The sequence below is a fragment of the Mesorhizobium sp. WSM4307 genome (genome assembly GCF_007003945.1).
In the GTDB taxonomy this organism is placed as follows: domain Bacteria; phylum Pseudomonadota; class Alphaproteobacteria; order Rhizobiales; family Rhizobiaceae; genus Mesorhizobium.
On the sequence record NZ_VFTB01000025.1, the window covers coordinates 1 to 26141 of the forward strand.

Consider the following 26141-nt stretch of genomic DNA (forward strand, 5'->3'; position numbering starts at 1 on the left):
AGAGTTCACGGCCCACGCGATCACCTTCGGACGCATAGATCAGGTTGACCACGCCATCGGGAAAGCCGGCCTGATGGGCGAGGGCGAACATTGCGCCAGCCACGAGCGGCGTCTGTTCAGCGGGCTTGAGCACGATTGTGCAGCCCGCAGCCAAGGCCGGCGAGATTTTGCGCGCCACCATGGAGGCCGGGAAATTCCATGGCGTGATCGTGCCAACAACGCCGATGGGCTGCTTGATCACTAGCATTCGGCGGTCTGTCGAGGGTGCCGAGATCGTCTCGCCATAGACGCGATTGGCCTCCTCGGCATACCATTGCAGATACGCCGCCGCATGCGATACCTCTGAAATGGCTTCGGCAAGCGGCTTGCCCATTTCCGCAGTCAGAATCGCGGCGAGATCGCCTGCATGGTCGATGATCAGCTGATGCCATCGCCAAAGAACGTCGCTACGTTCTCGGGCCGTCAACGCGGCCCATCCCGACTGCGCAACATAGGCCTTGTCTACCGCAGCACGTGTCTCCTCCACGCCCATATCGGGAAGCTCTGCCAAAACTTCGCCGGTCGACGGATTGACGACCTCGAACGTCTTATTGCCAACTGGTCTGCCGAGTGCCGGCAGGCGGTCGATGGCTCCAAACAGGTGCGGGGATTTCAGACGGCGGATCATCGGCAGGCACAGGGGCAATACCGGATTCCTCCTCAACGCAGCGAACATCCAGGTCGACAGGCCGTCAGTGTGTATTCTGCACCAGTGGGTTCGTCGTAGGGCCTCGGCAAAGCAGCTGGTAGACCACGCTAGCCCGATGAAAAGACAGCAGTTTCGTTAGTTTGAGTGCCCGCGGTTCATCAATTGATGGATTAAGCAGTCGGATGTTTGCTTCATCCACCATGCCTGCTGGTGGCATGCGACTGAATTCTGCAAAAAGGCGGCATACATGCTGAGGAGCGCCATTTCGGCGAGAGGCCGCCGGACCGCCAATGCCGCGCAAGGTCGGCGAAAACGACTCCGCGCGTCTGCATGATCTGCTTGGCCCACGGGCCTCCACATTCGCTCTTCCCACGAGAAGCCCCGATGAAGAAGGAAGGTGAGATGAGTTTCTTTACTCATCCTTGCCGCCCAGCGGCGGGCCGACCACCAAAATGGCGGGCTCGGCCGAAAGCAGCTTTTTGGCCGCCGCCTTGACCTGTTTGAGCGTCACCCGACCGATGCTGCGGGCGCGACGCTGGTTGTAGTCGACGTCGGCCTTGTGAATCTGCAAATCCAGGAGCCGGTCTGCAATCGAGCGGGTCGAGCCCAGTTGGTCGATGGCATAGGCGCCGATCAGGTGCTTCTTCGACGCCTTGAGCTCGGCCCCGGTCGGTCCTTGCTGCGCCATCTGCTTTACCACATCTCGCACGATGCTCAGTGTTTGGGCAGCGCAGTCCGAGCGTGTCTCTGTCGTAACCAGAAGCGAGTCAAGGGTTAGTTCAGAGCTGACGTGATAGGCAAGGCCGCGTTTTTGACGTACCTCCTCGTAAAGGCGGGAAGTCAAGTATGAGCCGCCAAGGATGTCGTTCAGCAGCACGGCCGCGTAGAAATCCGGCGCGCTAGGCTTCACGCCAGGCCAGGCCAACGTCAGCGAAGTCTGCGGCAGGTCGTAGTTCTCCTCCACCAGTTGACCGAGTTTCGGCGCGACATCGTAGACGGGGACGAGGGTTTGTTGCTCAGGCAAATCACCAAACAGCTGGTCAAGCCTTTCCCTCAACGTGTTCGCGTCAATGTCACCCACCACGGCAATATGGAGCCCGTCGCGAGCGAAAATGGCCTGGTGGAAGGCGCGGAGGTCGGACGGCGTGATGCCGGGCAGGCTCTCTTTTGTGCCTTCTCCCAGCCTTGAACAAGGATGCGCGCCATAGATCGCGCGCAGCCATTTGCGCTGAGCGATGGCGTTAGGGTCTCGCTCGCTGCCGACGATGCGGGAGACAATCTCGGCGCGGACGCGATCGATCGGCCCCTGCTCGAAGCGCGGCGCGTTCAGCGCGAGCCGAAGCAGGCCGAACGCCGCGTCCTGCTTTTTGGAAAGCATGCACATCGATCCGTAGATGTCGTCGCTTTGCGCGTCCAAACTCATTTCGGCGCCGGCATGGTCGAGCTTCACCTGGAAGGCACCGCTGTCGTAATGGCCAGCGCCTTCGATGAACAGGCCGGCCATCAGTTTGGCCATCCCCTCCTTCCCGACCGGGTCCTGCTTGGTGCCGCCCTTGAAGGCAAAGCCGATGTTGACGATTTCCACTGTGTGGTCCTCCACCAGCCAGGCGATGATGCCCTTTTCGGACTTCACCTCCTGGATGTTCATCGCAGCATGGGGCCGAGCGCCGAGCGTCATCTCTTGATTCTCCGTCTTGGGCAAGAGATAGCCCGTGGTCGAACGGTCGAACGCGAGATAGCGGGCGGCAACTGCTTTGATTTGCTCGGGGGTAACCTTGCGGATGCGATTCGGCCGTTCCTCGACATCCTTCACGGTACCGCCGGTGGCCAGCGTCGAGCCGTAGATGCTGGCGAGCCAGTCCAGGTTGTCTTCCGCAAAGATCATATTGAGCAAATAGTGGTCCTTGGCCTTGCCTAGTTCCTCGTTGCTGACACCATCCTCGGCAATGCGGGCAACTTCGGCAGCGGCCGCCGCTTCGAGATCAGCCAGCTTGGCATCGCCGCGCGGTGCGCCATAGATGGCGAACTTGGTGTCGTCGAGCATAGTGCCCTGGAAATAGACGCGGGCGCTGGAAGCGATACCTTGCTGGACAGCGAGCGCCTGGTAGAGCCGGCCGCGGTTACCGCCGCCGAGAATTTCGGCCAGCAGGTCGAGCGCTTCGGCCTCGCCCGGCTTGGCGGTGTGGTAGGACGGCACCACCCACTGCGTCGAAAAACTGGGCACGCTGACGCGGGCGTCTGAGAGCGTGACGGTGCGCCTGGTGTTCTGCTCGGGCTCAACCGGCCGGATGCGCGGCGGCAGGTCAGGTCCGCGCGCCACCTTGCCATAGGTCTTTTCGGCCAGCGCCCGCACCGTGTCCGGTTCGACATCGCCGGCCACGATCAGCACGGAGTTGTTGGGCCAGTAGTACTTTTCATAGAAGACGGTGGCGTCGACGCGGTTCAGCTGCTCGATCTCCTGCATCCAGCCGATGATCGGGATGCGATAGGGGTGGTTCTGCCACAGCGTCGCGTCGATCTCCTCATGGAGAACGTCCTGCGGGTTGGTGTCGGTGCTTGAGCGGCGCTCCTCGATGACCACATCGCGCTCGGTCTTGACGACATCGTCGGTCAGGATGAGGTTTCGCATTCGGTCGGCCTCGAAGCTCATCATCAGCTCGAGCGCCGACGGCGCCACTGTCTGATAGAAGGCGGTGTAGTCGGAGGAGGTGAAGGCGTTGTTGGAGCCGCCGATCTCGAACACTGCGCGGTCGAATTCGCCGCCCGCATGGTTGGTCGTCGCCTTGAACATCAGATGCTCGAAGAAATGGGCGATGCCGGATTTGCCCGGCGGCTCGTCGGCGCTGCCGATCTTGTACCACACCATGTGGGTGACGATCGGCGCCCGGTGGTTGGGAATGACGACCACCTCCATGCCGTTGTCGAGCACGAAATCCCTCGCCTTGCCGTCCTCCCATGCGACGGGGATCGGAGCCGGCCCCGCGCCGACCAACTCGGACGCAACGGACGTCCTGCGAAGCCCATGAGTGCGGGGCTTGCTTGGTAGTTCTGGTAGGGAGAGTGGGGTTATGGGCTGCGTTCCTGGCAAAGTGATCTGTTCCTCATTTTGAAGGATCTATGTCTCCCGAACGCCTATTGGGAGAAAGTGGATCGGCACGCGACGCCGAGCCACATGAGCCGTCAGCGTGTTGCTGGGCCTGACGCGAGCCTCATCTTTGGATGCGTCCGGGAAACTTTCGGCATGGTGAGGCCATGGGAAGTCTGCTCGTTATCCATTGGGTGTTTGCGGATACCTGAGCATGCCCCGTGCCAAGTAAGAAAGCCCCGATTCGCAAGGTTTGATCCAACCTTGATACTTGCGATATCCGACATTGTCGGGCATCCGACAGAAAGCGCCTTTCGCCGGCGCGCCGGCTATGACGCTCGCCTCCTCCGGCGTGACGACGATCCTTTGGCGGGCGCCGCGCACACCGATCTGCCCGCCTATCAGCACCGCGACATCGAAGGACAGCGCGATCGTGACTGGATGGGTCTTACGCAAACATGCAGCAGTGCCACCGCGATCAGGACTTCATCCGCCCCACAAAGACCCGAGCGCGAGGGACGACGTGTAAGGCAACATGTCATCCTCGATAATGATGCCGCGCATAAAGAGGTAAGGTCCCTCGTCGTACCGGCGAGCCCCTTCGCTGGGTCTCGCGAGGGTCTGGTTTGCGAACGTCGACCGACAGCATCACGGCATGGGCGGCCCCATCGGTAGGCAAGCATTGACCGTGCCATCAGCGTTGAGGCAGCGCAGAGCCCAATTTCCCGGTGCCAGCCGGTACGTTGGAGCTTCAACTGTGGCCAGCCAAGCGGGCCGAGGCCGTGAAACTCCTGATACCCTGGACCGTCCGGATTGCAACGCACGACGCCTTGGTCTCGCGCCAACGTCCATTGACGCTCAGCGAAGCATCATGCGGACGAGCTGGGAAAGCTTGGCCGGGCCGGCGCCTTCCCAGGCGCATGGGACGCGCGACGACCCATGTGGACCTTGGATTTCACTACGCACTTACGCTGCTTTGGCCTTGTCAGCAGCCTGAGCATAAAGCGTGCTCAGCTTTCAGGGCGAGCCTCTTTCATGTTGATAGCATCTGTCGTCATTCAGGATCGCCCCATTTTCGCATGCCGCTTGCAGCTTTCAGACTGTTGTCAGCCAGGGCCGCCATAAAGGGTCTCGTTTAACGCATTCGGGAGGCTTCATCACTCGACCACATTAATTTCGGGCCGTTCGCCGGCGCTCCGAATGGCACTTAACACCAGATCCTCTCCAAACCCGTGATGATCCAAGAGGAAAACGAAAAATCCCTAAATCATAAAAAAGCACCGATACGGTCGGCTCCAGGCTGATGAAATTGCGGTCTCACTGGCCACGCACGATACTTGCGATGGCGATGGCCATTGCAAAGGCCGGTCAAGCACCCAAGACGCTGACAAGCACGCCTCCGACCAAAGCTCGATCGTTGGCAGCCTTTCTAGCCGTATACTTGGGGCATTTTGGGACGGCGATCCGGACGCCGATTAAAACCTGCCGGTCGTCTAAATGGAATGGTTGGTCCGGGTCCTTACTGGACCTGCGCCAACCCGATCGGGCCGGCGCACAGGGGCACCCAGACAATTGGACACGTCGCCTTTGCGCGGCGGCTTGCACTTTCTCGGATGGCCTTTTTTCTCCCCGGGCGAAATCGAGCGAGCGGTGAGGCGGAGCCTTCGATTTTGCCGATCATGTCGTGTCGCTTCGATCGAACTGCTCAGACGATGATAGCGGCATTGATTGCCGCGGCCGAAATGCGTTGTGTGAAGTACGATTTCTACGCCGTATACATACTGCCGTACAGTTCGCCCTGTCAGCAGCCTTGCCAGCAATCCGCCCTGTGTCCAACTGTCGTCGAATTCACCGGTGTCATTGAGGAATTCGTATGATCGCCTCGAAACCATCATTGCGACCGCGGGCGGGCGACGCAAGCTCTAGACTGCCACCGATCCGCTGGATAACCATGTTAGCGATATGTAGACCAAGGCCTGAGCCCGCAGCAGGAGTAGCACCACGACTAAATCGCTTTGTAAGCCCTTCGAGGTCGGGGAGGGGCACCACCGGTCCGGCGTTTGCAATAGCGATGGTTCCATCAGTTTGGACGGAAACTGTTGTCGGAACAGTGGGCAGTCCATGTATCAGCGCATTCTCGATCAGGTTACGAAGGAGGATCCCAAACGCATCGACATCCACTTTGCGCATCAAAGTGGGGCAGCCGTCGACGTTAAGATGCAGGCGTCCGGCATATTGCGGCTTTTTCCTCAGGTCATCGATTTCCAGCCGAACCGATCGGACAAGATCGATCGCGTGATCCGCCATGCCAACCCCCGATTCGGCTTGAGCGAGCTGAAGCACTTTTTCGACAAGGCGGCCAAGGCTCGACAGCGCTTGCTCGATGCCGCGCGCACGCATTTTGGCCGACCCATTGGGAAGCTCGGCCACTAATCTCTGCATCTGAGCGATTGAACCTGCGATCGGCGTGCGCAGTTCATGCGCACTGTTTGCGGCGAACTCGCGTTCGGCCTCGAGAGCCGCCCGCAGACGATCGAGAAGCCGATTGACGGATGCCGCGATTGGAGCCAACTCTGCCGGGAAATCGCCCAAGTCCATTGGTGACAGATTGCCGCCGTCGCGCGATCCGATCTGCTGTCGCAGTACCTCGATTGGCCGCAGCGAGCGCCGGATCACGATCCACCAAACAGCTAAGCTAAAGGGCAGGAGCACGAGTGTCGGAAGGAAGACAAAAAGTGCGCCCTTCGCGATTGTGGTACGGCGGCCATCAAGCGGTTCGGCCAACTGATGATACACGCCGTCTTGGATCTCCTCTGTGTAGACGCGGTAATCAGCGTTTCGCCAAAAGCCGTTACTCAGGGGAGCATCAGGGAAGGGCTGCTGACCCTCTTCCGGTTCAGAAATAAGCACTACCCCGTACTTATTAATAACCTGCTCACGATAGGTCCAGTACTTTTCATAAGTTGGCAAGTGGTTATTGTATTGATCAACGTGTTTTCCATTCAAGACCTTGATCAGCTCTGGTTCTCTGTACTCTGCGCTCCCCTGGAGCAAGTCATCCGAACTTTCGTTTACATTATTGCAAAAAATGAACGCAGCAATGGTTGGGGCGGCGATCCAAACCAGGAGCGTTGCCCCGCCTAACCACGATATCAGCTTTCTCGTCATGCTGTTCGAGTTCGTCATGTGACCACGAGCCTGTATCCGGAGCCACGCACGGTTGCTATTCTATCCCCGCCGATCTTCTTGCGGAGCCGGCTGACATAAACCTCCACTGTGTTGCTCTCGAACTCCGAATTGAATGAATAAAGCGCGTGCTCGATCCTCCCCTTTGAAACGACCGAACCGGGCCGGCGTAGAAGGCAGTCGAGCACCGCCCATTCGCGTCCAGACAGGTGGACCTCCTGCCCGTCGCGGAAGAGGCGTCGCTCGGCTGCCTGTATGGAAAGCGTCCCAACCGAAAATTGCGGCTCCGGAAAATGCCCTTGGCGACGTGCCACTGCACGGATGCGTGCCGAGAGTTCCCCCAGATCGAACGGCTTGACCAAATAGTCGTCGGCGCCAGCGTTGAGCCCCTCGATGCGATGCGAAATCCGATCGCGGGCTGTCAGAATGATGACCGGCGTTGTATCAAGCCCCTTGATCAGCTCCCGCAGATAGTCGATGCCATTGCCGTCCGGCAGGTGAACGTCGAGCAAAATAACGTCGTAGCCGGCCACAGCTGCATGACCGCGCGCTCCGGACAGGCCCTCGGCCCAGTCGACCGCGTGGCCACCAGCCACCAAATGATCGTGCACAGCACTTCTAAGGTCGTCGTCGTCTTCAATGAGCAGTATTCGCATCAGGCTGCCGAGCTCCGGTATGAGGGCAAGGCTCCTGCCTTATTGATCGAAGCTGACAGTAGGCTGAACCGGCGCCAGCGAATATCTGGGGGCTTTCAGGCTGCTGTCAGCTACAATTGCAAGAAAGGGGTCGTTAACAAAGCCAAACGAAGAGGCCTTATGAAACCCCTCCTGATCTCGGCACTTTTGCTCAATGTGACCACCGGCGGCTGTACACTGGTTGGCGGGCAATTCGACGTGGCGGTCAACGAATGGCAGCCGCGCCACGCGTCAATGTCCAGGCTTGAAACTGACAGGTGTCTTAAATACGAGGGCACCGTAGCGGGTGCCTCCAGTTATCGAACAGTGCCTAGCAGGTCAGAAGTGCACTTTGACCATAGGGGTCGTCCGTATTTTCGGCGCTCGCGAACAGAGTCGACGGTCAATCGATGCGCCACTGCCAGAGTCTGGAACGGTCAAGTGTTTGTTATCCCCCGTCCGGGCCATATTCTCTGCCGAGGACCAAGAAGGCCCTATTTTCGGTGCCCACGAACAGAGCCAACGGTCAATCGATGCGCCACTGCCAGGGTCTGGAACGGTCAAGTGTTTGTGATCCCCTGTCCCGGCCGTGTTCTCTGCCGAACTCGCCCTTGTAGTCGGCACACCAAAGATCGTTAGGGCGACAGCCGTTTGAAAGTGGTGTCCCCGTCGCCCTGTTGCGCCTGCGCTTGCGGCGCTCGACCATGCCGTGGCGGTCGAGCACGGCATGCACGGCCGAGATCGCGGGCCGGTGCACATCCGGATACAGCCGGGCCAGCCGCTCGCGTATCTTCGGCGCACCCCATGTCGGCTTGTCTTGCTTGAGGCGCACAATCAGCTTCTCGATTTGAAACGGAAGCTGATTGGCGTGGCGATAGGGCCGCCGCGATCGGTCCGTCAGCCCTCCAGGCCGCTGTCGTTGTAGCGCGTGAGGATCTTGTAGCCGGTCTTGCGCGAGATATCGAACTCCCGGCAAAGCACCGCCATCTTCTCGCGTCCAGCAGCCGGGCGACGAACTTCAGCCGCTCTTCCATGACGTTACACTCCTTCCAAGGCACCTTGCTCTCCTTGCAAAGGGCCGAAAGTGTAACCCATCTATCCGGAATGAACTGTCACCCATCTCTCGGGAAGGAAAGTCATGGCCAAGGCAACTGGAAGCCGAATTTTCTTTTAGAGTATGAATCAGCGCCGTCTGCCGAAAAGCGCGTCCACGATCTTCCCTTTTGAAACGACCGTGCAGGGCTGGGGCAGACGGTAGTCGAGCACCGCCCATCCGCGTCAAGTCAGGTAGACCTCCTGCCCGTCGCGGAAGAGGCGTCGCTCGGCTGCCTGTATGGAAAGCGTCCCAACCGAAAATTGCGGCTCCGGAAAATGCCCATGGCGACGTGCCACTGCATGGATACGCGCTGAGAGTTCCCCCAGATCGAACGGCTTGACCAAATAGTCGTCGGCTCCAGCGTTGAAGCCCTCGATGCGATGCGAAATCCGATCGCAGGCTGTCAGAATGATGACCGGTGCCGATTCAAGTTCCTTGATCAGCTCCCGCAGATAGTCGATCCCATTGCCGTCCGGCAGGTGAACGTCGAGCAAAATAAGGTCGTAGCCGACCACAGCTGCATAATCGCGCGCTTCGGACAGGTTCTTGGCCCAGTCGACCGCGTGGCCACCAGCCACCAAATGATCGTGCATAGCACTTCCAAGGTCCTTATCGTCTTCAGTGAGCAGTATTCGCATCATGCTGCCGAGCTCCGGTATGAGGGCAAGGCTCCCATCTTATTGGTCGAAGCTGACAATAGGCTGAACCGGCGGCAGCGAATTATTTGGGGAGCTTTCAGGCTGCTGTCAGCTACAACTTGCAAGAAAGGGGTCGTTAACAAAGCCAAACGAAGAGCCCCTATGAAACCCGTCCTGAACTCGGCACTTTTGCTCAATGTGACCCCCGGCGGCTGCATCAGCAAATTGATTTGGGAAACAGGCGCGCCGGTTCTAATGACCGACGCAGGCCGAGGTCTGGAGCTGGACCAGCGAACGGCGTCTTCGGTTTTTCAGGCAACAGCCACATGGAAGAATATGATTGGCTCGACCATGCGCCGAGCTTTGTCGAACGGATTGGTCGCGGGCGCACTACCACAGATTATGGCAGGTTTACGCCCTGGCCTTGACACCCGGGGTGATCGTCACCGGCGGAGCCGCGGCGTACTGATCGGATATCTAACGTCGCTGAGTCTCTCGTCGGTGCAGTGGATCTCTCGGCTTAGCCATCATGCAAAAAACGACGGTTCCGCGACACCACTTTTCAGGTCCGTGACACAGGCTTTGTGAGCCGATCTGTTGTTCTTACCCCAGGCTAATGGCTGAACAGCTCTGTCGCCGGCTCGATGCGCCAGATGGCGCGATGTTTTGAACCCTTTCACGAGGCGACGGCAGCAGCCGACCGGCTCTCCTATCGCGGCTCCCGCGATCCACACACCCAACAAGGGAATCTACCATGGTAATGAAGGCACCGGTTGCCGACGCTAGGAATGGGTCGGTAGTAGATCGGCTGGTCGGCATCGACCTCGCTCGGGGCCTGGCTGTCTTCGGGATGTATGCCGCCCATCTCGGTCCCGACCCCGGCGAAGGAGGACTAGTCGGGTTTCTGATGGAACTAACCCATGGGCGGCCGTCGGCCCTGTTTGCCGTATTGGCCGGTTTTTCAATCCTCCTGATTACAGGTCGCAAGGCGCCGAAGTCGGGGATAGCCGGTAGACAGGCCATCGCCAGAGTCGCAATTCGTGCCCTTGTTTTGCTCGCGCTTGGCTCAATCCTGGGCTGCCTCGGTACCCAGGTCGAAGTCATCCTAGAATACTACGGAATTTGCTTCTTGTTGGTATTGCCGCTCCATCGGCTCAGCGCATATCAGCTGGGCTTGATCGCTGCCGCTACGGCATTAGTTCTCCCGCAAGTCCGTTCCTCCCTTCTGTCGGTTGCCCCCAACCTCCTCGACCCGGTCTTCAACCTCATGGTCAACGGCTACTATCCCGCGGTGACCTGGGTTCCTTTCCTCATCGCTGGCATGGCCATCGCGCGCCTTAATCTTAATACGCTAGCAGCGCATTGGCGCCTTGGTCTGGCGGGGGTCGCGCTGGCCGTGTTGGGCCATGGGGGATCCTTGCTCGCGCTGAGTTCCCGCGCTTTGACTGAAACCTCCTTGTGGTGGTCTGACGTTGACGGCGCTTTTGAGCCTTCCAAGTCGTCATTTATAGTCAAGTCGTCATGGATAGCCGCACCTCATAGCGAAACGACGCTTTCGATCGTGGGCAGCACCGGTTGCGCAATGATCATCTTGGCGGCTTGCATGCTCGCTGTGGATGCGCTCCCGCGTCTGCGAAAGCTGGTCTGGCCAATAATCGCAGTCGGCTCGATGTCTTTGACGGCCTATGTGCTGCACATTGCGGGAATAGCCTATCTTATGAAGATAAACATTTTCAAAGACGAGAGCCTGTCCACGCTCTTTGGCTTCGTTGTGGTTATCAGCACTTTTGCGGTGCTTTGGCTGCGCATCTTCCAGCGAGGACCGATGGAAGTGCTGATGGGTAGGGTCGCAGATCTCGCGCGTCACATCCGCTGAGCACCGCCGCGCCCCGGCCTCCCGATCACATTACGGACAAGGTGGGGCTTTGTCCAAAGCTTGTTCGCGGCAGGGGAGGGTACTTCCTCCCAGCCTGCCGCCTTGTTGATGGAAGCTAAAACGGTCGCGCAGGCGCTAGAGTTGCATCGGCATAATCAGCTTAAACTCGCGAAGTTAAACCCGCGGTTGGTCTATCTCGGCCCGCCTCACCTGAAAGGCTAAGGTATCCGTTTCGGTCAAGGGTTTTAGGGGCCATTTTCGCTGCGCCTTGAGGAGAGCGTTTGCTAGGATGAGGAGCTTTCGCAACAAGATGATGACCTTTGCGGGTTTGCCTGCCGCCTTTAGCGCCTGGTATTTTGCCTTGAGGTCGGGGTTGAAGCGCAGGGCGAAGGGCCGGGCATGTAGAGGGCCTGGCGAACATTGGCCCGGCCGCCCCGGATGAAGGCGCGGCCGCTCCATTTTGCCGAGGCCGGCGAGGCTTGCGGCCTTTGGTTCCGAGTTCCGGCATGTCGATGGTGAGTGTGCAGGCGGTGGCATCCGATGCGCCATATGCTGGTCAGGATTTCGCGGCGCTGGACAGCGTCGGGATCGGCTTTCATGAGGGTAAGCATCGTCTGATCGATATCGCTGAGTTCACGTGGATCTGCTTCCAGCCACTCGTTGTTGTGGCGCCTGAGCAAGGCAAGCGGTCAAGGTCTGGCTCTGGTGCTGGCTGCGGTGCGATCCCCGCACGGGCCAGGTGCCGATCGTGTCGACGATCCACCTCGCCGCGACCAGAGAGCTGCTACTCTCTTCCGCTGTTCATTCTGGCCTCTTCGCAATGAATGTCATAAAATCACCTGTCGCAATTAATGGTTTTTGATTTGGCTCCTACAGCTGGCAGATATCGCCGAGAGTTCCGCAGAGAGCGTCGAAAGTTTTGGCCGCCTTCTTCCGCAGCCGCGCCTTGAGTTTTGAGCAGACCTGTCTTGATCGGGTTGAGATCGGGCGAGCATGGCGGCAGGATCAGGAGCCAGTGCCCCTTTGGCCAACCAGTGGGCGGCGCGTACCTTGCCGACAATCTGGGGTTCCGAACCCGACAGTTGGTTTTCAACCCGACAGTGGCCCGCCTCAGAGCAGGCTACCGCCCTTCGGAGCAGGCAGAAGCTAATCGAGGTTCGCGGGTTCCGGTTTGAATGTGCAGGTCGCTGCGCGCCTGATCTTTCGGTCTGGCGGCACATGACAAAAACTCTCATTTTGGCCGACGATACCCGGTCAGGAGCGGGTATCGCAGTCGAGAAGCGACCCGAGCACGTCCACAAGATGTGCCGAGTTTGCAAGGTGTGTCATTGTTTCTGTCAACGTTCGAGCGACAGCGCACGACGAAACGTCTGGCATACGCCTCGTCTGGCACGCGCCTCGCATATGTTGCAGTTGCTGCTGGAGATCAGGCGATCGAGTGGGCCTTGCAATTTTCCGATTTTGATGCGCCTAAAGTCTCGTGTACAAATCAGGCTGGCGTGAATGGCCTGCCTAAGTTGCGACTTATTACAAAGGAATGGATATGGCGACTGGAACGGTGAAGTGGTTCAACAGCACGAAGGGTTTTGGTTTTATTCAGCCTGACAACGGCGGTCAGGATGTCTTTGTCCACATTTCCGCTGTTGAACGAGCGGGCCTGTCGACCCTTAATGAGGGCCAGAAGATCAACTACGAGGTGGAACAGGATCGCCGCACGGGAAAGTCCTCTGCAGGCAGCCTCAGCAAGGCTGGCTAACGGTCCGGGAAAGCCTTGGCAAGGTTCGTCATCGCCGGAACGCATTGACGGCTCGAAACCCGGGCCGGAGCATGCAAGTTAATGCCGCGGCAGGGATTGCTGGAGCCATCATGAATTACTCTGGAAATGAGGCTCTTGGACGGGAAAGGCGGGGCTCATCCCCGCCCTTTGATTCCGCGCAGATTGGGCCAACGGCTGCTGCGCGTCCGAACGACTGTTGATACGGATTTAGGCTGCGACCTTCTTGCGGGTCCGTTTCGCCGGCGCCGTGGCTGGGGCTTCCGGCTCTTTCGGTTTGCGGCCGAGTCCCATGGTCTTGGCCAAGGCGGAGCGCGCAGCGGCGTAATTCGGCGCCACCATGGGATAATCCGACGGCAGACCCCATTTGGCGCGATATTCGTCTGGGGTCAGACCATAGTGCGTCGCCAGATGGCGCTTTAGCGATTTGAATTTCTTGCCGTCTTCAAGGCTAATGATGTAGTCCGGTTCGATCGACTTTTTGATCGGGACAGCAGGTTTTTTTACAGGCACAGGCTCTTCTGCCGGTATGAGTCCAGCCGTGCCGTTTAGAGCCCCGTGCACTTGGGCGATCAGGGCAGGAAGCTCCCCCGCCGGGACGGGGTTGTTGGAGACGTAGGCTGATACAACATCGGCAGTGAGCTCGATGAGGATGTCGGTCTTGTGGGGTTCTTCTGTCATAAACTTCTCCGGGCAGCTTGAAACACAGTTGGGCGAAGTGTCGCTTCATAGTGGCGGTTGCCGCTGAAAGCAAATGGATCGACGGGTGCGCTGCTCCTCCACCATTGAAGTCTCGGCGACGCATCCCGTCATCGTCCATCGCTAAAGGCAGCGTATTGAATTATGGGAGCGGTCGCGCCCGCCCCACCATAGCGATACAGCAAGACAATCAAAAAAGCCGGTCTTTGCTTGGCCCCAAATCTTTTCTCCTTTCGTGAACGCTGAGCTGCCAAGCTGCTACAGTTCACCTCGCGGGGCAACCGTGCACAACACAGGAGTTGCCCGAGCGATACATTCTTCACTTGCCGCTTATCAGCGCTGGTGATTGCACTTTGCAGCCTGCCTCCGGACCCGCAGCGCTCACGCTGTTGGTTTTGCGCCTGCAGGCGTCGGAAGTCGGATCGCCGCAGCTAATTTCCTCAGGCGGACGAATTCAACAAATCGATTGTTTGGATCGAAGGCATCCACACCATCGATGCCTCTAGAATATGATCCAGCTACAATCACCGTGCTGTAATGGCAGGGACGGCCAGCACAAGCGCGACACGATCCGGCGGGTCCATCGCTGCGTTACGTATTCATGGCTACTGCATCGGGCGCTCGGTCGACCGCCTTAAGCCAGGTCGCCGCATTGCGAGACGGTGACCGGCGAGGGAGAGGGCGCTCTGGCAACGAAGCGAGGCGGGTGGCCTTGCGGGTGGCCGCGTGATGTCATCCGGCTCTCCTGCCGATCTCTGCCGGCCAGATCTGGAGCAACTGTTTTGCATAGATATGGCTCTCTTCAGGGGGCCATCTATGATGGGAGCCGAGCGCGTGTTCGAGCCGGGGAACAGGCTGCGCATGCACTGTGCCCACCTATTGCGATCGTGCTAACCTTGGTTGTTCGGACTTGCCGTTAAAGGCAAGCGACAGATTGAAGTTATGCTGCACCATCTGATTGCCTGGCTCGTTTTCGAGAGCTCGCCGATACAGGGCCTGTGCCGCGTCATGCCGCCCCTCAATGTCCAAAATCACGCCCTTCGCATTCAATGCACGTACGTTTCCTGGGGCTGCAACCAAGACGCTGTCGAGCACCTCAACCGCTTCGTGCGGGCGCTTCTGGCCCACCAAGGCATTTGTAAGTCGTATCGCCGCATCAACATTGTCCGGGTGCTGCTTCACCTCATCCCGCAAAGCCCGCTCTTGAACATCCTGACCAACTTCGCGCAAAATGCGTTCGCGCATAGCCGGATCGATTTGATCGGCGCTGAGCAACTCGGGGGAAGATGTCTCCTGCACGGAAAGAGCCGGCTTTTGCCAGCTGGCGCAACCGCCCAAAGGCAGAATGGCGAGTACGGCAAAAAGAAGTGAGTTCCGGCGCAGAAACATAGGCGATGGAGAAACTGTATTACTATTCATGTTATCTCTCAGTTATCGGGGAGGCGCGTGGCGTTCAGTTAGGAAAGGTGGGACTACTCTAACAATCCGCTGTTCGATCCGTGCGGGAGTGTGACGGATCCTGCGGGGCGAATTGTAAAGTCGGAGGCGAGGTCTTGATAAGACAGCACGGCGAGATCAACCCCGTTTCGCGTCAGAAAGCCGCGGACGAAACGTCGGACATCCATCGACGTCAACAGAATAGGGCGGGTTTGACCCGGTTCTGCGTTCGAAAGGACCTGACGTATCTGTGATAGCATCGCTTCGCTTTGCCGATCCTCCAGTGCGAGATAGGGGCCTGCATCCGAATCTCGAACCGCGCCACGCATCACATCCTCGCTCTCGCGCTCGACGACCAGGGCGGACACGATGCCCTCCGTGTTGGCATGGCGGTGGCAGATCTGTCGCTTCAAACCAGAACGGACATATTCCGTCAGCAGGGCAACGTTCTGCTCACGCTCGCTCCATTCGGCCAATGCCTCCAACACGAGACGGGTGTGGCGGATTGGGATACCTTCCTCCAGGAGGCGGCGCAGAACATCGGCAATCCGAGGAATCGGCGTCGTGCGTAGCACCTCTTTCACAAGCTCAGAATATTCCTGCTCCATTCGGCCCAGGAAATGTCGGGTCTCTTGGATGCCCACCAATCGCGGTGCGTAGCGGGTCAACGCTGCATGGACGCGCAAGGCGAGGAGTTCGCCGGGAGCCCTATGCTCCGTGCCGGCGCCCGTAAGGGCCTTTGCAGGGGTATGTTCAACCGGGAGTCTGTCCGTTTTCGGCTCACGTCTAAGGGGGACACCGCTCGAGTCGACGTGCGCTACATCGGCTCGGAGCGCCATCTGGTTTGGATCTAAGGCGTCCTGTTCGACTGGCACGCCCTCGACATCAATTCGGAATTGCGATTCAGGCAGCTGCTCGTCAACCAAGACAGGGATGCGAGGAACGATAATGCCCAGATCGGCTGTGACCAGGAGCGAAACGCGCCCAATATGTTTTTGCAATTCGGCTTGATCGACCGCCTGCATAAGATCTGGCGCTAGAAAAAATGCGATCGGGAATTCCTTCGCAGGCGCGGCTTGCTTAGGCTCCGCTGCAGTTCCACCTTTCGCATCGGCAGTGCCGGCGCCCAGCACATCAGCCTTGACAATGCTTACCGCAGCGAACACTGCGGCCAGCATCAGAAAGACGGGGAGGGGAAACCCAGGAACGAACCCCATTACAACCAGGACGCCGGCCGCCAGTCGCAAGGCTCGAGTGCTGGCCGTGAGCTGACTGACCATTTCTGTACCGAGGTTGATCCTCGCCGTCCCAGTCACACGGGTGACGATGGTCGCCGCAGTAATGGAGAGCAGAAGGGCCGGAATCTGCGATATCAATGCATCGCCTATCGTCAGCAGAGTGTAGTGATGCAGTACCTCGCCGAAGGACATGCCCTTGGAGAGCAGGCCGATCGAAATTCCACCCAGCATGTTGATGCAGATAACCACCAGCCCGGCGATGGAATCGCCCTTCACAAATTTCATCGCGCCGTCCATCGCGCCATAGAGTTGGCTTTCCTTCTCCAATTCGGCGCGCCGCCGGCGGGATTCGTTGGCATCGATGTGGCCGTTGCGTAGCTCTGCGTCGACCGCCATTTGCTTGCCCGGCAGAGCATCCAGCGTGAAACGCGCCGCCACTTCTGCCACCCGTTCGGCACCCTTCGCGAGGACCATGAATTGCACCATGGTGACGACCAGAAATATGACGAAACCCACCACGATATTGCCTGAAATGACGAAATCGCCAAAAGTATGAATAATGCTGCCGGCCTCCCCCTCGGCCAGGATCAGTCGCGTCGTTGCGACCGTGAGCGCGAGACGGAATACAGTGGAAATCAAAATAACGCCGGGCAAAGAGGAAAAATCAAGTGGAGTACTGACATACAGGGCAACCATCATCAGCAGTATGGCCAACCCCATATTGAATCCTATCAGGGCGTCGACCACCACGACCGGGATAGGCATGACCATCATCGCGACAGCCAGAAGCAGCATCAACGCAACCATTAAATCCGGGCTGGCCGGCGCACGCTTGATGAAGTCACGCAGGACGTTGGCCATCGAGACACCTTTGCAATCGGTTGAGACTTACTCTGCTGTTACGCCATGAAACGTGGCTTTCGAACTCCGAAGGCGCCTCAGCCTTGGCCAGCGCGTGACCCTGCATGAGAGCCACAAGCAGGCGCGAAATGGCTGGGCAGCAAATGTTTCCAACGCAGCCAGCTTGTCAGCACCGAGCGCGACAGGATGTTTGGCTGGCCATAGAGTGCTGCTTGATGGGGCCTGCGAGCTTTCAATATTGGAGAGCAGCAATGCGGCCATTCCTGCTCAGCAGCACACGGCTGTCCTCAATACGTTCGACCACCCATCCATCAGCCAAAATGGCGCCGACAAAATACTTCTCGCTGTCGATGACAATATATGGTTGGACCCCATGCCACACAGCTTCGACCGCGATTGCGGATGGCGCCTTCTCCTCTTTGATGAGCACTCCGTTCACCAGTGTTAGAGTACCCTTGGTGCGACGATCGAACGATTGCTGAAGCTTCTGCCAACTGATGACCGATTCAGACGTGACGGTGCCTTCGGCGGTCACAACACCCTTTGCCGACCCAATCTTGACGTCGAGAAGACCCGCTCGATCGACTTCCTCCTGCAGCTCTTGGGCCGCTGCCTCCGTAAGTTCATTGTCAGCGCGGTGACTGATCGTTCTGGACGCGACTTCAGCCCGAAGTGAATTGGGGCTCGATCCACTTGCATTGCCAAGATAGGAGATCGTGCCTGAAAGCGCGCCGATCCCGAGTGAGCTGATTATGACCATGGCGAGCACACCGATCGGTAGGCGCGGTATGCCGGTCGAACCAGGCGGCTCTGCATCCTGCACGGACAAAGCAATGGACATCTCGCCTACGAGCAGGACGACAGGAAGGGGCACAACAACGGACTGGCCTGCGGCGATATTCCGGTTGCCCTCGATACTGAGTCCGGGTGCAAGCGCCTCCAGTTCGATCGACTTGCCAAGAAGAGTTACACGAAGGTGATGCGGTGCCAGTCCCTGCTCGACAAAGACCAAATCGGCATCGAAGCCGCTGCCGATTAAACACTTTTGAAGATCCGTCTTGCCGGTCAGACCGCAATAGTGCCCCGAACGCACTTCGAAACGGAGGGAAACGGCGTCATCCACAGAGCATCTCTCAAACAGGATAGAAGCCGCATGGCAATTGCCATGCGGCTCATTTCGGGACTACGTCGCGTCAATAAGGAGACGCGCTAGGGGGCAGTCTAAAACCCGCTTCCGACATTACGAAACGCGTTCGTCGGCGGCCTTCTTGATGGTCTGGAGATTGGTCGTTAGAGTGCGCAACTGGACACTCCTTTTCGTCGCCTCCAAGCTAACATTGGTTAGTTCCTGCACTTGCGCCTGAAAAGCAGTAGCATCAGCTCCGCTTGTATTGCCGGGAGTGCCACTGTTAGTTTTATCGGTATTGCCGGCGCTACTGGTATTGGTATTGCCTGATTTTTTATTATTATCAACTGCAGCCATGATCATTCCTTTTTCTGTTGGAGTTGTGCCGTCAATAACGGCCTGTATGACCTCACGCCGGATTTCCCGCGTCAGGCATCTTCTGTGTCATCCAAAGCTTCATCGGCCTCAGCCATCGCATCGTTCGCGAATTGGAACGCGAACGATCGCAGGATACTTTGGAAGGCTTCACTTTGTGCTGCAGACTGTGAGTTGTCTTGAAGTTGATCATTTGAAACGGTCCGGTTATCCGCCCGATCGTTCCCGCCAGCTGCCTTGCCATCATTCCCACCAGCTGGCTTGCCATCATTGCCATCAGCCGGCTTGCCATCACCAGAATGCTCGGATTTCGAATCCCCATGGCCCTTTCGGATCAAGGAAGTCCCGAGGTTGCCAACTCCACTCCCAATTGCTGCTATCATCAGGTACTCCGGCATTTGCCATTGGCGGCGACGTGTTAAAGGTTAGCCTCGATCAAGCTAAGGGCGGGAGCTTTCGAGAACCTGACGGCTTTTGACAAAAACCGGCCAGCGCAAAAACGTATGCTCTGCAGGATGTTGCTCTCGCATCGAACAGTCGACCACGATCTCGGCTGTTCGGCCAATCCCGCCGTCCACGCATGCCGCGACCGAATGGCAGCCGCAGCAGCTCGTTTGCATCCTCGATGCTGTGGTGTCGAACAGGAGACACGGTCCACGTGCTGCATGACCGCAATGACCGTATTCTTGCTGGCTCCACGGGCGCACGCAACGAGCAGGAACTCGGTCTTTGCATCACCATTCTCTCGCCTGCACATCACGGCCCGGCGCGGTGAGCTCATTGGCTTCGAGAAGGTCGGCGACCGTACGAACATGGGATGGTCTGCCGGCTTTGGGAGGCCGGTGCGGATCCTCTTCTCACCATATCGAAAGCTTGAAGCGGTCGGATTTTCTTGCCCTGTTCGTGAGAACTCCCATCGTCAGCTAATCGTCAGCCAAGCGGTCTATCTAGGCCGGCCGTGCCTGACCTTCGGATCCAAAGGTCCCGTCTCGACACTTTTTGTAACTATAGATCGAAATGGTCCGCGTGATACGCAACGCACACGCTTCTCTGAAGCAAATGTGTGACTTTGTCGGTGGCGAACGAGAGGAGTGACGCATCAATAAAATCGTCAGGCACGTGTCTAGGAAGGGGAGCTAGCCGAGTTGGTCTGATTTCATTCGCTGTTCCTGGAAATCGGCGGACTGAAGCGCTGATAATCTCAGGACATCGATGGCAACGTTGCGAAAGTCCTGTGAGCTCGGGCCAATCTTGGCCTGCTACTGAGAAGCACTTTGGCGGGAACATTACGCCGTCGCGGGTCTGGCTGACCGTGACGTTAACCGAAAGATGCCGCTGGTCTCGTCAGCCGCCAGCACAATAGCAGCACATTCTCGCCTACTACGGAGACGCAATATGAAGGGCATTGGCCGACCACGGAAATCGCAGGCTGAAACTGGAGCCAGCCGCGCGGGGCGGGCGAGCAGTTCCCTTTCGCAATCAAGTCTTGCTGCGGGAGAAGGTGGACAGTCATTCGATTCCGTTGTGGAGCAGATGCGCTCTGGGGACGCCGATAGGAGGCCCTCCTCCCTTCCAGTTGCGCGCGGTCCAGGCGATGCCCGCGAAAGTCTGCCAGGCGCCTCGATTGGCGAAGATCAAATCCTGAACACACCGCCACGTGGAGCCGCTGCGCCACCACGCGGAACCGTAGCGCCACGTGGCGCAGCCGCAAGGCGGCGCGGTTCTCCCTCCATGTCTGAGGGCGAAGCCATGGCGCCGGTCGGTAGCCAACTATCAACCGCGCAGGTGGAAGGCACCAGCTCATCGTCAAATAAAGATATCAGTCCGACACAGCTCAGAATGAACAGTCTTGTTCAACAACTGACTGATTGCGAGGCTGCGGCCAGGAAAACCGACGTCCCCGAGGAGGCGGTGGAGCTGATCAGTGGGGTCGTCGATGCAGCCTCAGCAATTCTGGAGTACCGCGCTAGCCTGCCTGCGGCTGAGGCGCAGACAATTATGCCAGACGACAAGGTGCGTAGATGTTGCCAGATCGTGTGCGACGCCGCGAATGAAGTAGACAAACTTGGCCTGTCGACGATCACGAAATTGGACAAAAAGACCAAGAAAGCGGCAGGTATGGTCGATAAACTCTACTCCTACTCCCAGGCGGACCGGCAGGAGCTGTTGATTTTAAATGTGGAGAACCACCATACGGCGGCAATTAAGTGGTGGGAAAAAAAGGCATGGCGCTCCGAACGGCAGCGATCCGCCTGCGCTGCCACCGCTAGCCTATCCAGTGGAACGCCCGTGATGCGGGAAGCCGAGCGGTGCGCACTGCGGCTGCGTGCCGGCTCGGTACTGAGTGTCAGGATCTGGCTGGTCCGTGAGCGGATCGGTCTTGCGCGGGCCAAGATTGAACTGCGGGCGAGCAGGTTCGAGCCAGATTTGAAGGAACTCCTCGTCGGTCGAAATGGAGTGGTGCAGCTGATGGCAAGCGCCGCTCAAGAAGCTCTTCGCGCCCTCTCTTTGGCGAAGGGCATAATGGATGATGGCAAAACACTCAACGCTCATGATTGCGCGGTTGTAGAAAAAATCATGGAGCGGCTTTCGGATTTTGGATTGGCGTTGCACGAGGTGCATACCAAGCTAAGCCATACCTACCCAGATGCCGGCCTCCCATTGAAACTGTTCGAACGGATCGTGGACGATGCATGGATCACTGCGCACGATGCCATGCACTTGTTGAACCTGCAGTCTCCGCCGTCAGCCATCATGGCGCCACAGGCCCAGGCGGGCGCTGCGATGCCGGCCAGGGCAGGCGCTGCGATACCGGCTGACACTGCTGGTACGGCTGCAGTGTCAGAAGGCACTACAGCGCGAAGGAAAGGGAAGTCAAAGCATAAGTCGGCAGCTCGCGCCGGGACTTCTGCCGCCGGGCAGCCATCAACACCAGTCGCTGCGAACGCCGGCACAGTGCCAGCAGCCAAGGTTCTCGCGCGCTCGGATCAAGTTGCGAGTACACAGGTGAGAGCGCAAGAGGTGGCTGCGAGTTCGTCGGGGGCAGGCTCGACAATCGGGGGCGCCGCGTTGTCAATGGAGGTATTGACGGAGCGGCTCAAACGATTGGACGAACTTTTGCAGTTCGATCTGGCCGGTCAGCAAAGCGTCGTCTCCCAAGTGCGCCAGATGAAGCCTGAGGAGGCCGGTAAGGTCGTGGACGATGTGGCCCAGTACCTGCGAGCCCAGGCCATTGAGATGCAAACCTGTCTCGCCGGGTTGCAGGGGCGTAATGTACGCCTGCTACTCACCTCCACCCAGCTACCCAAAGTGCACGAACGCACAGACCAGCTCAAAGGGTTGCTGAACATGGTGCTGGGACAGGCCAACGCATTGAATGAAGGAAAAGCCGGCATTACGACTGATTGCATGAAGACCTACGCATTTCCGGCGCAAAAATACCTGGAACATTTGTGCAATGCCGACGAATTGATGCCGCCGGAGGCACCGGTCGCGCTGCGTGGCGAGCCAGGAAAGCTGTTTGAGATGAAGCTGCAGCCCAAGATGCTGGTCAATGGTGCGATGCCGAGCCCGATGTGGGTGCACATCCACACGAGTCGCCCCGTCATGGCCAGAAACTTGGAAGGGCTGGCTGATTCCGAATTCACCGCTTGCCACGTTAAATCCAACGAACAGCGCGGCTACAATCGAGAGCGAGAGGAAGCCGATGCTAGGTCCGGTCGCGAGAAGGTCATAATTCATCGCGGCAAACTCACCCCCGCTTTCTGTAAGTCCTTGTTGACCTCAGGGCTTGGCCGCCAACCACGCCATTCGCGTGCCGAGCTCCCGTCGGCGCAGGCTGCATGACAGGGCACTCAGAATGCGGCCGGCCACGCTGTGAGTCAGCGAGCATTTCTCCTGGCCAAACCGCGAATGCCGCTGCGCGAGTTGCGGTCCGGCGATTGGAGTCGATCGGCTACCGTCAGGGCCGATTTGCGATGTCGCGTTACCGGCTGTTGACGTGGCGGCGTATCTTGCCTCCCATCCAACTTATCGCCGAGATCGCGCCGCCAAGATCGAGGCGGAAGGTCTTCCTGCGAGCGCGGAGCAGGCATAGCCGATCCGATCGGGATCGGCGCATCGCAACGACCCAACGGTGTGGTGGAGAAAATTGGATTCGGGAGAGCTCGGTTCCAAGAGGCGGAGTTCCGGCCCGAATACAATCCGCTCGCAAGCACCCACGATGCGCATCCGCAGTTTATTGTCTGGGAGATGGGCTGGATTGCTCGGCGGCGCTGGCGCTAAGGCGGGGCTGTCGCCGGACAATTAGCATTCACTGCCAACAGCCTTGCAACCGTCACCAGTTGCAAGGCTCGGCGGCGGGTCGACAAATCACATGAAATCGTCGTCGGACCCGCTATCGCTGCTGTCGCTATCCTCGGTTTTGTGGAGATAGAGTGGAGGTTTGCCTGCACGCTGCCACTCACCGGCACTGTTCTTCGTCCATTTGTCGGGATGCTGCGTAGGGTCAAGCACCAGGTCGCCATGATCCACTTCAACAAACCCCATCGTCTGCGCGCGCGCTTGTGCTTCCGGATTAGCCGCACGCCAATTCAGCAACGGTCGGTCGCCGTCTATCCGAAGTTGATGCTCCAGCAGAATATCGCCCGCATTTTCGACGAGCGGATGGGCGACTTGAAGATCCACTATGGAAGTGACCTCAGTTCGACCAGGAAATTGTTCCCGCCAACTTTCCGATTCGAACTCGTTCATGCTGAATCCGCCTTCCATTCTCAGCAGTCCGGCACTCCGGTCTCCCAATTGGTAACTGAAATATCGCGCGTGCTCCGTATCTCGACGGATGCCATATTGCTGAGCAACGTCCGCGGTGCGCCTGGCTCGTGACGATACGAACTCCGAATACTCTTGAGGATTGTCGGCGATGTGCGTGATTTCATCACCATGAAATTGCCTCACCTGTCTCCTGAAGGAAGTCCTGTTGATCTCCACCACAGGAGGTCGGGAATTGAGGGAGTATGCTTGGGGAGCCGCCGATGATGAGGCGCCGCTACCTTCCGATCCGGATAAGTGCATTCGGGCAAATGTGTCCGCGAACCCTTCGCTTCCTGCATCCGATTGCTCGCCGGCATTATGCGCGCGGTAACTATCGGATGAGCCACCAATTCGACCATACATGACGATTCGTACTCCTATGTTTCGCAACCGAGCTCAAGTTAGCACGGCTGTTCAACATAGGGCGCTTAGTTGACGACTAGCTGACGAGGGCATTCCAACGGCTGCACCAATCAAATCCGCACTGCCGGCCTCAAAACCTCGGACTGCGCCACGCACCGGCCAGCAGAGGCTGCAAGGTCATGCCCGGAGGACTTGCCGTAGTTGCTGGGTGGCAGATCCGAGGGGAGTGATTGCCCCAGGCCCGCGGTTGCGCGGTTGGCCTGACAGAGACACTGGGGCACGGATGGCCAGCCGACATTTGCCACTAGCATGGAGCCAGGTCAGTTTTGAACTGGGCAGTCGTGGACTTCCATGACTAGGCCAAGCCTGCGGCAAAGAATGCTTTCGCGACAGGCTGGAAATATTGCATAGGAACCGCGTGGCCGAGTTTTGTAGTGCCTATCAGCTGACGCGCTAAGACATGGTCATGGACGATCGTCAGGCGTAGTGCCCGCGCCTCGCTCAACACATGTGAAACGCGCTCACCTTCGGCACGGCAAACTAAGAACGGCACCCCGGTTTCACCGCGAACGTAACGCAGACCGATCAGGACCGCCCTTCCTGTTAAGACCAGCGTGGCGCGATGCACGCCAAGCGCAGGCTCGTCGGCCGCCTCCTCGCGGATGCGACGCTGTTCACCTTTCAACTCTGGCGCTCCTTGCTGATCCTTCGACTCGCGCGTCACTTCGGTATTGGTCATGCGCATTTCGCGCAGATACAACGCGCGCTGGAGCAGAAGATCGATCAGTCCGCCGACCAGCAGTGCGCCGGCGCCAATTCCCATCAGCAATTTTGTCTCCATAAAGATGAGGCCAACACAGCCCATGCCGCAGATCGGCAGAGGGACCATTGTCTTCCACATCCCGAGAAGGACAATGGAAAAGGTTGCGCTGAGAACCAATACCTTGAACATGGTCTTGCAGACTTCGACCATGGAACGAGCAGACCCCAAGCGCTTCAGCCCTTCAAAGGGGTCAATTTTCTTAAAGCTGAGCTTCATCGGCTCCAGAGAGAAGACAAATCCACCATTGGCTAGCAGGCTGGCCAAAATCACCGCGGCGACAAGGGTTCCAAGCAGCGGGCCAACAGCCGCGACTGTGAGTTGGACGAGCACAACCAATGCCTGCGGCACCGCGGTATCGAAAGGTAGGCTCTGCAACTTGGTGGCTAATAGGAGCGCTTCCCGGCATTTGTCCTCGATCACGCTGCCTCTTAGCCAAAGGTAGCCGAGCCCAGCGCAAGTCCCGACCGCGCGGACGAAATCGGAGCTACGTGGCAGCTGTCCTTTTTTGCGCGCTTCACTTAACTTCTTCGGGCTGGCGGCGTGTGTCTTCTCTTCACTTGTGTCGCTCATGGCAGCAATTTGTCGAACCACTCCAGCACGCCGTTGGCACGTGTGACCTCCAGTTTCATGCTCTCCACCAGATAGGCAGCGTAGGTGACCATGAGAACTGGAAAGACAATGTTCTTGATTGCCGGAGACAGTTGGCTCGCCTTAAATTGCGGGGCAAAGCGACGCAGCAGCATCATCGATATATCAATCAGTATCAGGAAGAACACGACAGGCCCCGAAACCAATAATGCCGTGCGCATTATGCTGTCGAGAAGCCCCAACAACTCCATTGCTCCTGGCCCGCTCAGTGTCGGGTGAAACTGATACACCGGCCAGATCAAGTAGCTGCGGTACAGGACACTGATCAAAGTTTCCAGGCCTCCTGATCCGACGAATATGGCAATCGCAGTGATCCCCAGAAAAACGCCCATCGCGGAAGCCTGACTGTTCGTCGCGGGATCGGCCGAAGCGGTCGGGCTGCTGATGCCGCGTTGGTTGTCGATAAGCTCCCCGGCAGCCTGAAGGCCCCAAAGCGGAATGCCAAGAAAAGTGCCAAGGAGTACACCGACAAAAACTTCCTTGAATCCGAGCAGGGTTAGCTGGATCAGGCGCGTATCAGGATCCAGCGCCGGCAATCCGCCGCTGACGTGTGCCAGGCATGGTAGTGCGAAGCCAACAGCCAAACAGCCCCGGATCAGCCCACTGATCTGCGAGCGTGTGAATACGGGAAAGATCAGCATGATGCCCATCGCGCGGGCTGCCCCAAGACCTGCCGCAACGACGAGTTCGAAAGCCGTCTGGATCAGAATTTGAATATCGGCCGATGGCGCGTCCATGGGGC

General features: G+C 58.3%; 17 protein-coding genes and 2 pseudogenes. 3 read left to right on the plus strand and 16 right to left on the minus strand.

Translation table 11 applies throughout. The features are described from left to right. The 7 genes and pseudogenes from FJV83_RS35580 to FJV83_RS35610 all read right to left on the minus strand — a co-directional run. The coding region (locus FJV83_RS35580; protein ID WP_246691959.1) for an aldehyde dehydrogenase family protein at nucleotides 1-667 on the minus strand (667 nt) is incomplete at its 3' end. Nucleotides 668-1100: 433 nt separating this feature from the next. Continuing rightward, nucleotides 1101-2366, minus strand: a complete 1266-nt coding sequence (locus FJV83_RS35585; protein ID WP_128311092.1) for a pitrilysin family protein — start codon at nucleotides 2364-2366, stop codon at nucleotides 1101-1103. A 9-nt stretch (nucleotides 2367-2375) separates the two neighbouring features. Next, nucleotides 2376-3680 (minus strand): annotated as a pseudogene (locus tag FJV83_RS35590) (pitrilysin family protein); the annotation flags it as partial. Between the two features lie 1950 nt (nucleotides 3681-5630). Beyond that, entirely contained in the window at nucleotides 5631-6959 is a 1329-nt protein-coding gene (locus tag FJV83_RS35595; RefSeq protein ID WP_063169275.1) for a HAMP domain-containing sensor histidine kinase, read from the minus strand. Then, nucleotides 6956-7615: a response regulator transcription factor gene (locus tag FJV83_RS35600; protein ID WP_024505389.1), complete on the minus strand. Its 660-nt coding sequence runs from the start codon at nucleotides 7613-7615 to the stop codon at nucleotides 6956-6958. Before FJV83_RS35600 ends, FJV83_RS35595 begins: the two co-directional genes overlap by 4 nt. A 619-nt stretch (nucleotides 7616-8234) precedes the next feature. Further along, nucleotides 8235-8667 (minus strand): annotated as a pseudogene (locus tag FJV83_RS35605) (helix-turn-helix domain-containing protein); the annotation flags it as partial. Between the two features lie 244 nt (nucleotides 8668-8911). Further along, entirely contained in the window at nucleotides 8912-9370 is a 459-nt protein-coding gene (locus FJV83_RS35610) for a response regulator transcription factor (protein WP_224570033.1), read from the minus strand. A gap of 751 nt (nucleotides 9371-10121) precedes the next feature. Between FJV83_RS35610 and FJV83_RS35615 the strand changes: the two genes are divergently transcribed. Together FJV83_RS35615 and FJV83_RS35620 are read left to right on the plus strand one after the other, a co-directional pair. Next, complete coding sequence (locus FJV83_RS35615; RefSeq protein WP_063169274.1) at nucleotides 10122-11243, plus strand: DUF418 domain-containing protein; 1122 nt, start codon at nucleotides 10122-10124, stop codon at nucleotides 11241-11243. Between the two features lie 1543 nt (nucleotides 11244-12786). Beyond that, the gene (locus FJV83_RS35620; protein WP_008874821.1) at nucleotides 12787-12999 is read left to right on the plus strand and encodes a cold-shock protein; all 213 of its coding nucleotides are present in this window, start codon (nucleotides 12787-12789) and stop codon (nucleotides 12997-12999) included. 228 nt (nucleotides 13000-13227) lie between these two features. On the opposite strand, the gene FJV83_RS35625 is transcribed toward FJV83_RS35620, so the two are convergent. From FJV83_RS35625 to FJV83_RS35650, 6 genes are all read right to left on the minus strand, one after another. After that, nucleotides 13228-13698, minus strand: coding sequence for a MucR family transcriptional regulator (locus FJV83_RS35625; protein WP_024505385.1), 471 nt, complete (start codon nucleotides 13696-13698; stop codon nucleotides 13228-13230). Nucleotides 13699-14592: 894 nt separating this feature from the next. Then, complete coding sequence (locus FJV83_RS35630) at nucleotides 14593-15135, minus strand: tetratricopeptide repeat protein (protein ID WP_082826568.1); 543 nt, start codon at nucleotides 15133-15135, stop codon at nucleotides 14593-14595. A 53-nt stretch (nucleotides 15136-15188) separates the two neighbouring features. After that, complete coding sequence (sctV, locus tag FJV83_RS35635) at nucleotides 15189-17252, minus strand: type III secretion system export apparatus subunit SctV (RefSeq protein WP_063169272.1); 2064 nt, start codon at nucleotides 17250-17252, stop codon at nucleotides 15189-15191. A gap of 232 nt (nucleotides 17253-17484) precedes the next feature. Next, nucleotides 17485-18375, minus strand: coding sequence for a hypothetical protein (locus FJV83_RS35640; RefSeq protein ID WP_024505382.1), 891 nt, complete (start codon nucleotides 18373-18375; stop codon nucleotides 17485-17487). Between the two features lie 117 nt (nucleotides 18376-18492). Beyond that, nucleotides 18493-18735 (minus strand): nodulation protein NopA, encoded by a 243-nt coding sequence (locus FJV83_RS37440; protein WP_224570034.1) that lies wholly within the window; start codon nucleotides 18733-18735, stop codon nucleotides 18493-18495. 71 nt (nucleotides 18736-18806) lie between these two features. Beyond that, on the minus strand, nucleotides 18807-19136 hold the full coding sequence (locus tag FJV83_RS35650; protein ID WP_081714433.1) for a hypothetical protein: 330 nt from the start codon (nucleotides 19134-19136) through the stop codon (nucleotides 18807-18809). Between the two features lie 1348 nt (nucleotides 19137-20484). Between FJV83_RS35650 and FJV83_RS35655 the strand changes: the two genes are divergently transcribed. Further along, the gene (locus FJV83_RS35655; RefSeq protein ID WP_224570035.1) at nucleotides 20485-22599 is read left to right on the plus strand and encodes a hypothetical protein; all 2115 of its coding nucleotides are present in this window, start codon (nucleotides 20485-20487) and stop codon (nucleotides 22597-22599) included. Between the two features lie 525 nt (nucleotides 22600-23124). On the opposite strand, the gene FJV83_RS35660 is transcribed toward FJV83_RS35655, so the two are convergent. The 3 genes from FJV83_RS35660 to sctT all read right to left on the minus strand — a co-directional run bounded on the left by FJV83_RS35660 (nucleotide 23125) and on the right by sctT (nucleotide 26136). After that, complete coding sequence (locus FJV83_RS35660) at nucleotides 23125-23928, minus strand: hypothetical protein (protein WP_024505378.1); 804 nt, start codon at nucleotides 23926-23928, stop codon at nucleotides 23125-23127. A 355-nt stretch (nucleotides 23929-24283) separates the two neighbouring features. Beyond that, nucleotides 24284-25321, minus strand: coding sequence for an EscU/YscU/HrcU family type III secretion system export apparatus switch protein (locus FJV83_RS35665; protein ID WP_024505377.1), 1038 nt, complete (start codon nucleotides 25319-25321; stop codon nucleotides 24284-24286). Next, nucleotides 25318-26136 (minus strand): type III secretion system export apparatus subunit SctT, encoded by an 819-nt coding sequence (sctT, locus tag FJV83_RS35670; RefSeq protein WP_063169270.1) that lies wholly within the window; start codon nucleotides 26134-26136, stop codon nucleotides 25318-25320. The genes FJV83_RS35665 and sctT overlap by 4 nt, the downstream gene beginning before the upstream one ends. Nucleotides 26137-26141: the final 5 nt, after the last annotated feature.

Bases quoted from the DNA above. Each gene is read 5' to 3' on its own strand.
- FJV83_RS35585 (WP_128311092.1), bottom strand. From the start codon at position 2,366: ATGACGCTCGGCGCTCGGCCCCATGCTGCGATGAACATCCAGGAGGTG.
- FJV83_RS35595 (WP_063169275.1), bottom strand. From the start codon at position 6,959: ATGACGAACTCGAACAGCATGACGAGAAAGCTGATATCGTGGTTAGGC.
- FJV83_RS35600 (WP_024505389.1), bottom strand. From the start codon at position 7,615: ATGCGAATACTGCTCATTGAAGACGACGACGACCTTAGAAGTGCTGTG.
- FJV83_RS35610 (WP_224570033.1), bottom strand. From the start codon at position 9,370: ATGATGCGAATACTGCTCACTGAAGACGATAAGGACCTTGGAAGTGCT.
- FJV83_RS35615 (WP_063169274.1), top strand. From the start codon at position 10,122: ATGGTAATGAAGGCACCGGTTGCCGACGCTAGGAATGGGTCGGTAGTA.
- FJV83_RS35620 (WP_008874821.1), top strand. From the start codon at position 12,787: ATGGCGACTGGAACGGTGAAGTGGTTCAACAGCACGAAGGGTTTTGGT.
- FJV83_RS35625 (WP_024505385.1), bottom strand. From the start codon at position 13,698: ATGACAGAAGAACCCCACAAGACCGACATCCTCATCGAGCTCACTGCC.
- FJV83_RS35630 (WP_082826568.1), bottom strand. From the start codon at position 15,135: ATGAATAGTAATACAGTTTCTCCATCGCCTATGTTTCTGCGCCGGAAC.
- sctV (WP_063169272.1), bottom strand. From the start codon at position 17,252: ATGGCCAACGTCCTGCGTGACTTCATCAAGCGTGCGCCGGCCAGCCCG.
- FJV83_RS37440 (WP_224570034.1), bottom strand. From the start codon at position 18,735: ATGGCTGCAGTTGATAATAATAAAAAATCAGGCAATACCAATACCAGT.
- FJV83_RS35650 (WP_081714433.1), bottom strand. From the start codon at position 19,136: ATGATAGCAGCAATTGGGAGTGGAGTTGGCAACCTCGGGACTTCCTTG.
- FJV83_RS35655 (WP_224570035.1), top strand. From the start codon at position 20,485: ATGTCTGAGGGCGAAGCCATGGCGCCGGTCGGTAGCCAACTATCAACC.
- FJV83_RS35660 (WP_024505378.1), bottom strand. From the start codon at position 23,928: ATGTATGGTCGAATTGGTGGCTCATCCGATAGTTACCGCGCGCATAAT.
- FJV83_RS35665 (WP_024505377.1), bottom strand. From the start codon at position 25,321: ATGAGCGACACAAGTGAAGAGAAGACACACGCCGCCAGCCCGAAGAAG.
- sctT (WP_063169270.1), bottom strand. From the start codon at position 26,136: ATGGACGCGCCATCGGCCGATATTCAAATTCTGATCCAGACGGCTTTC.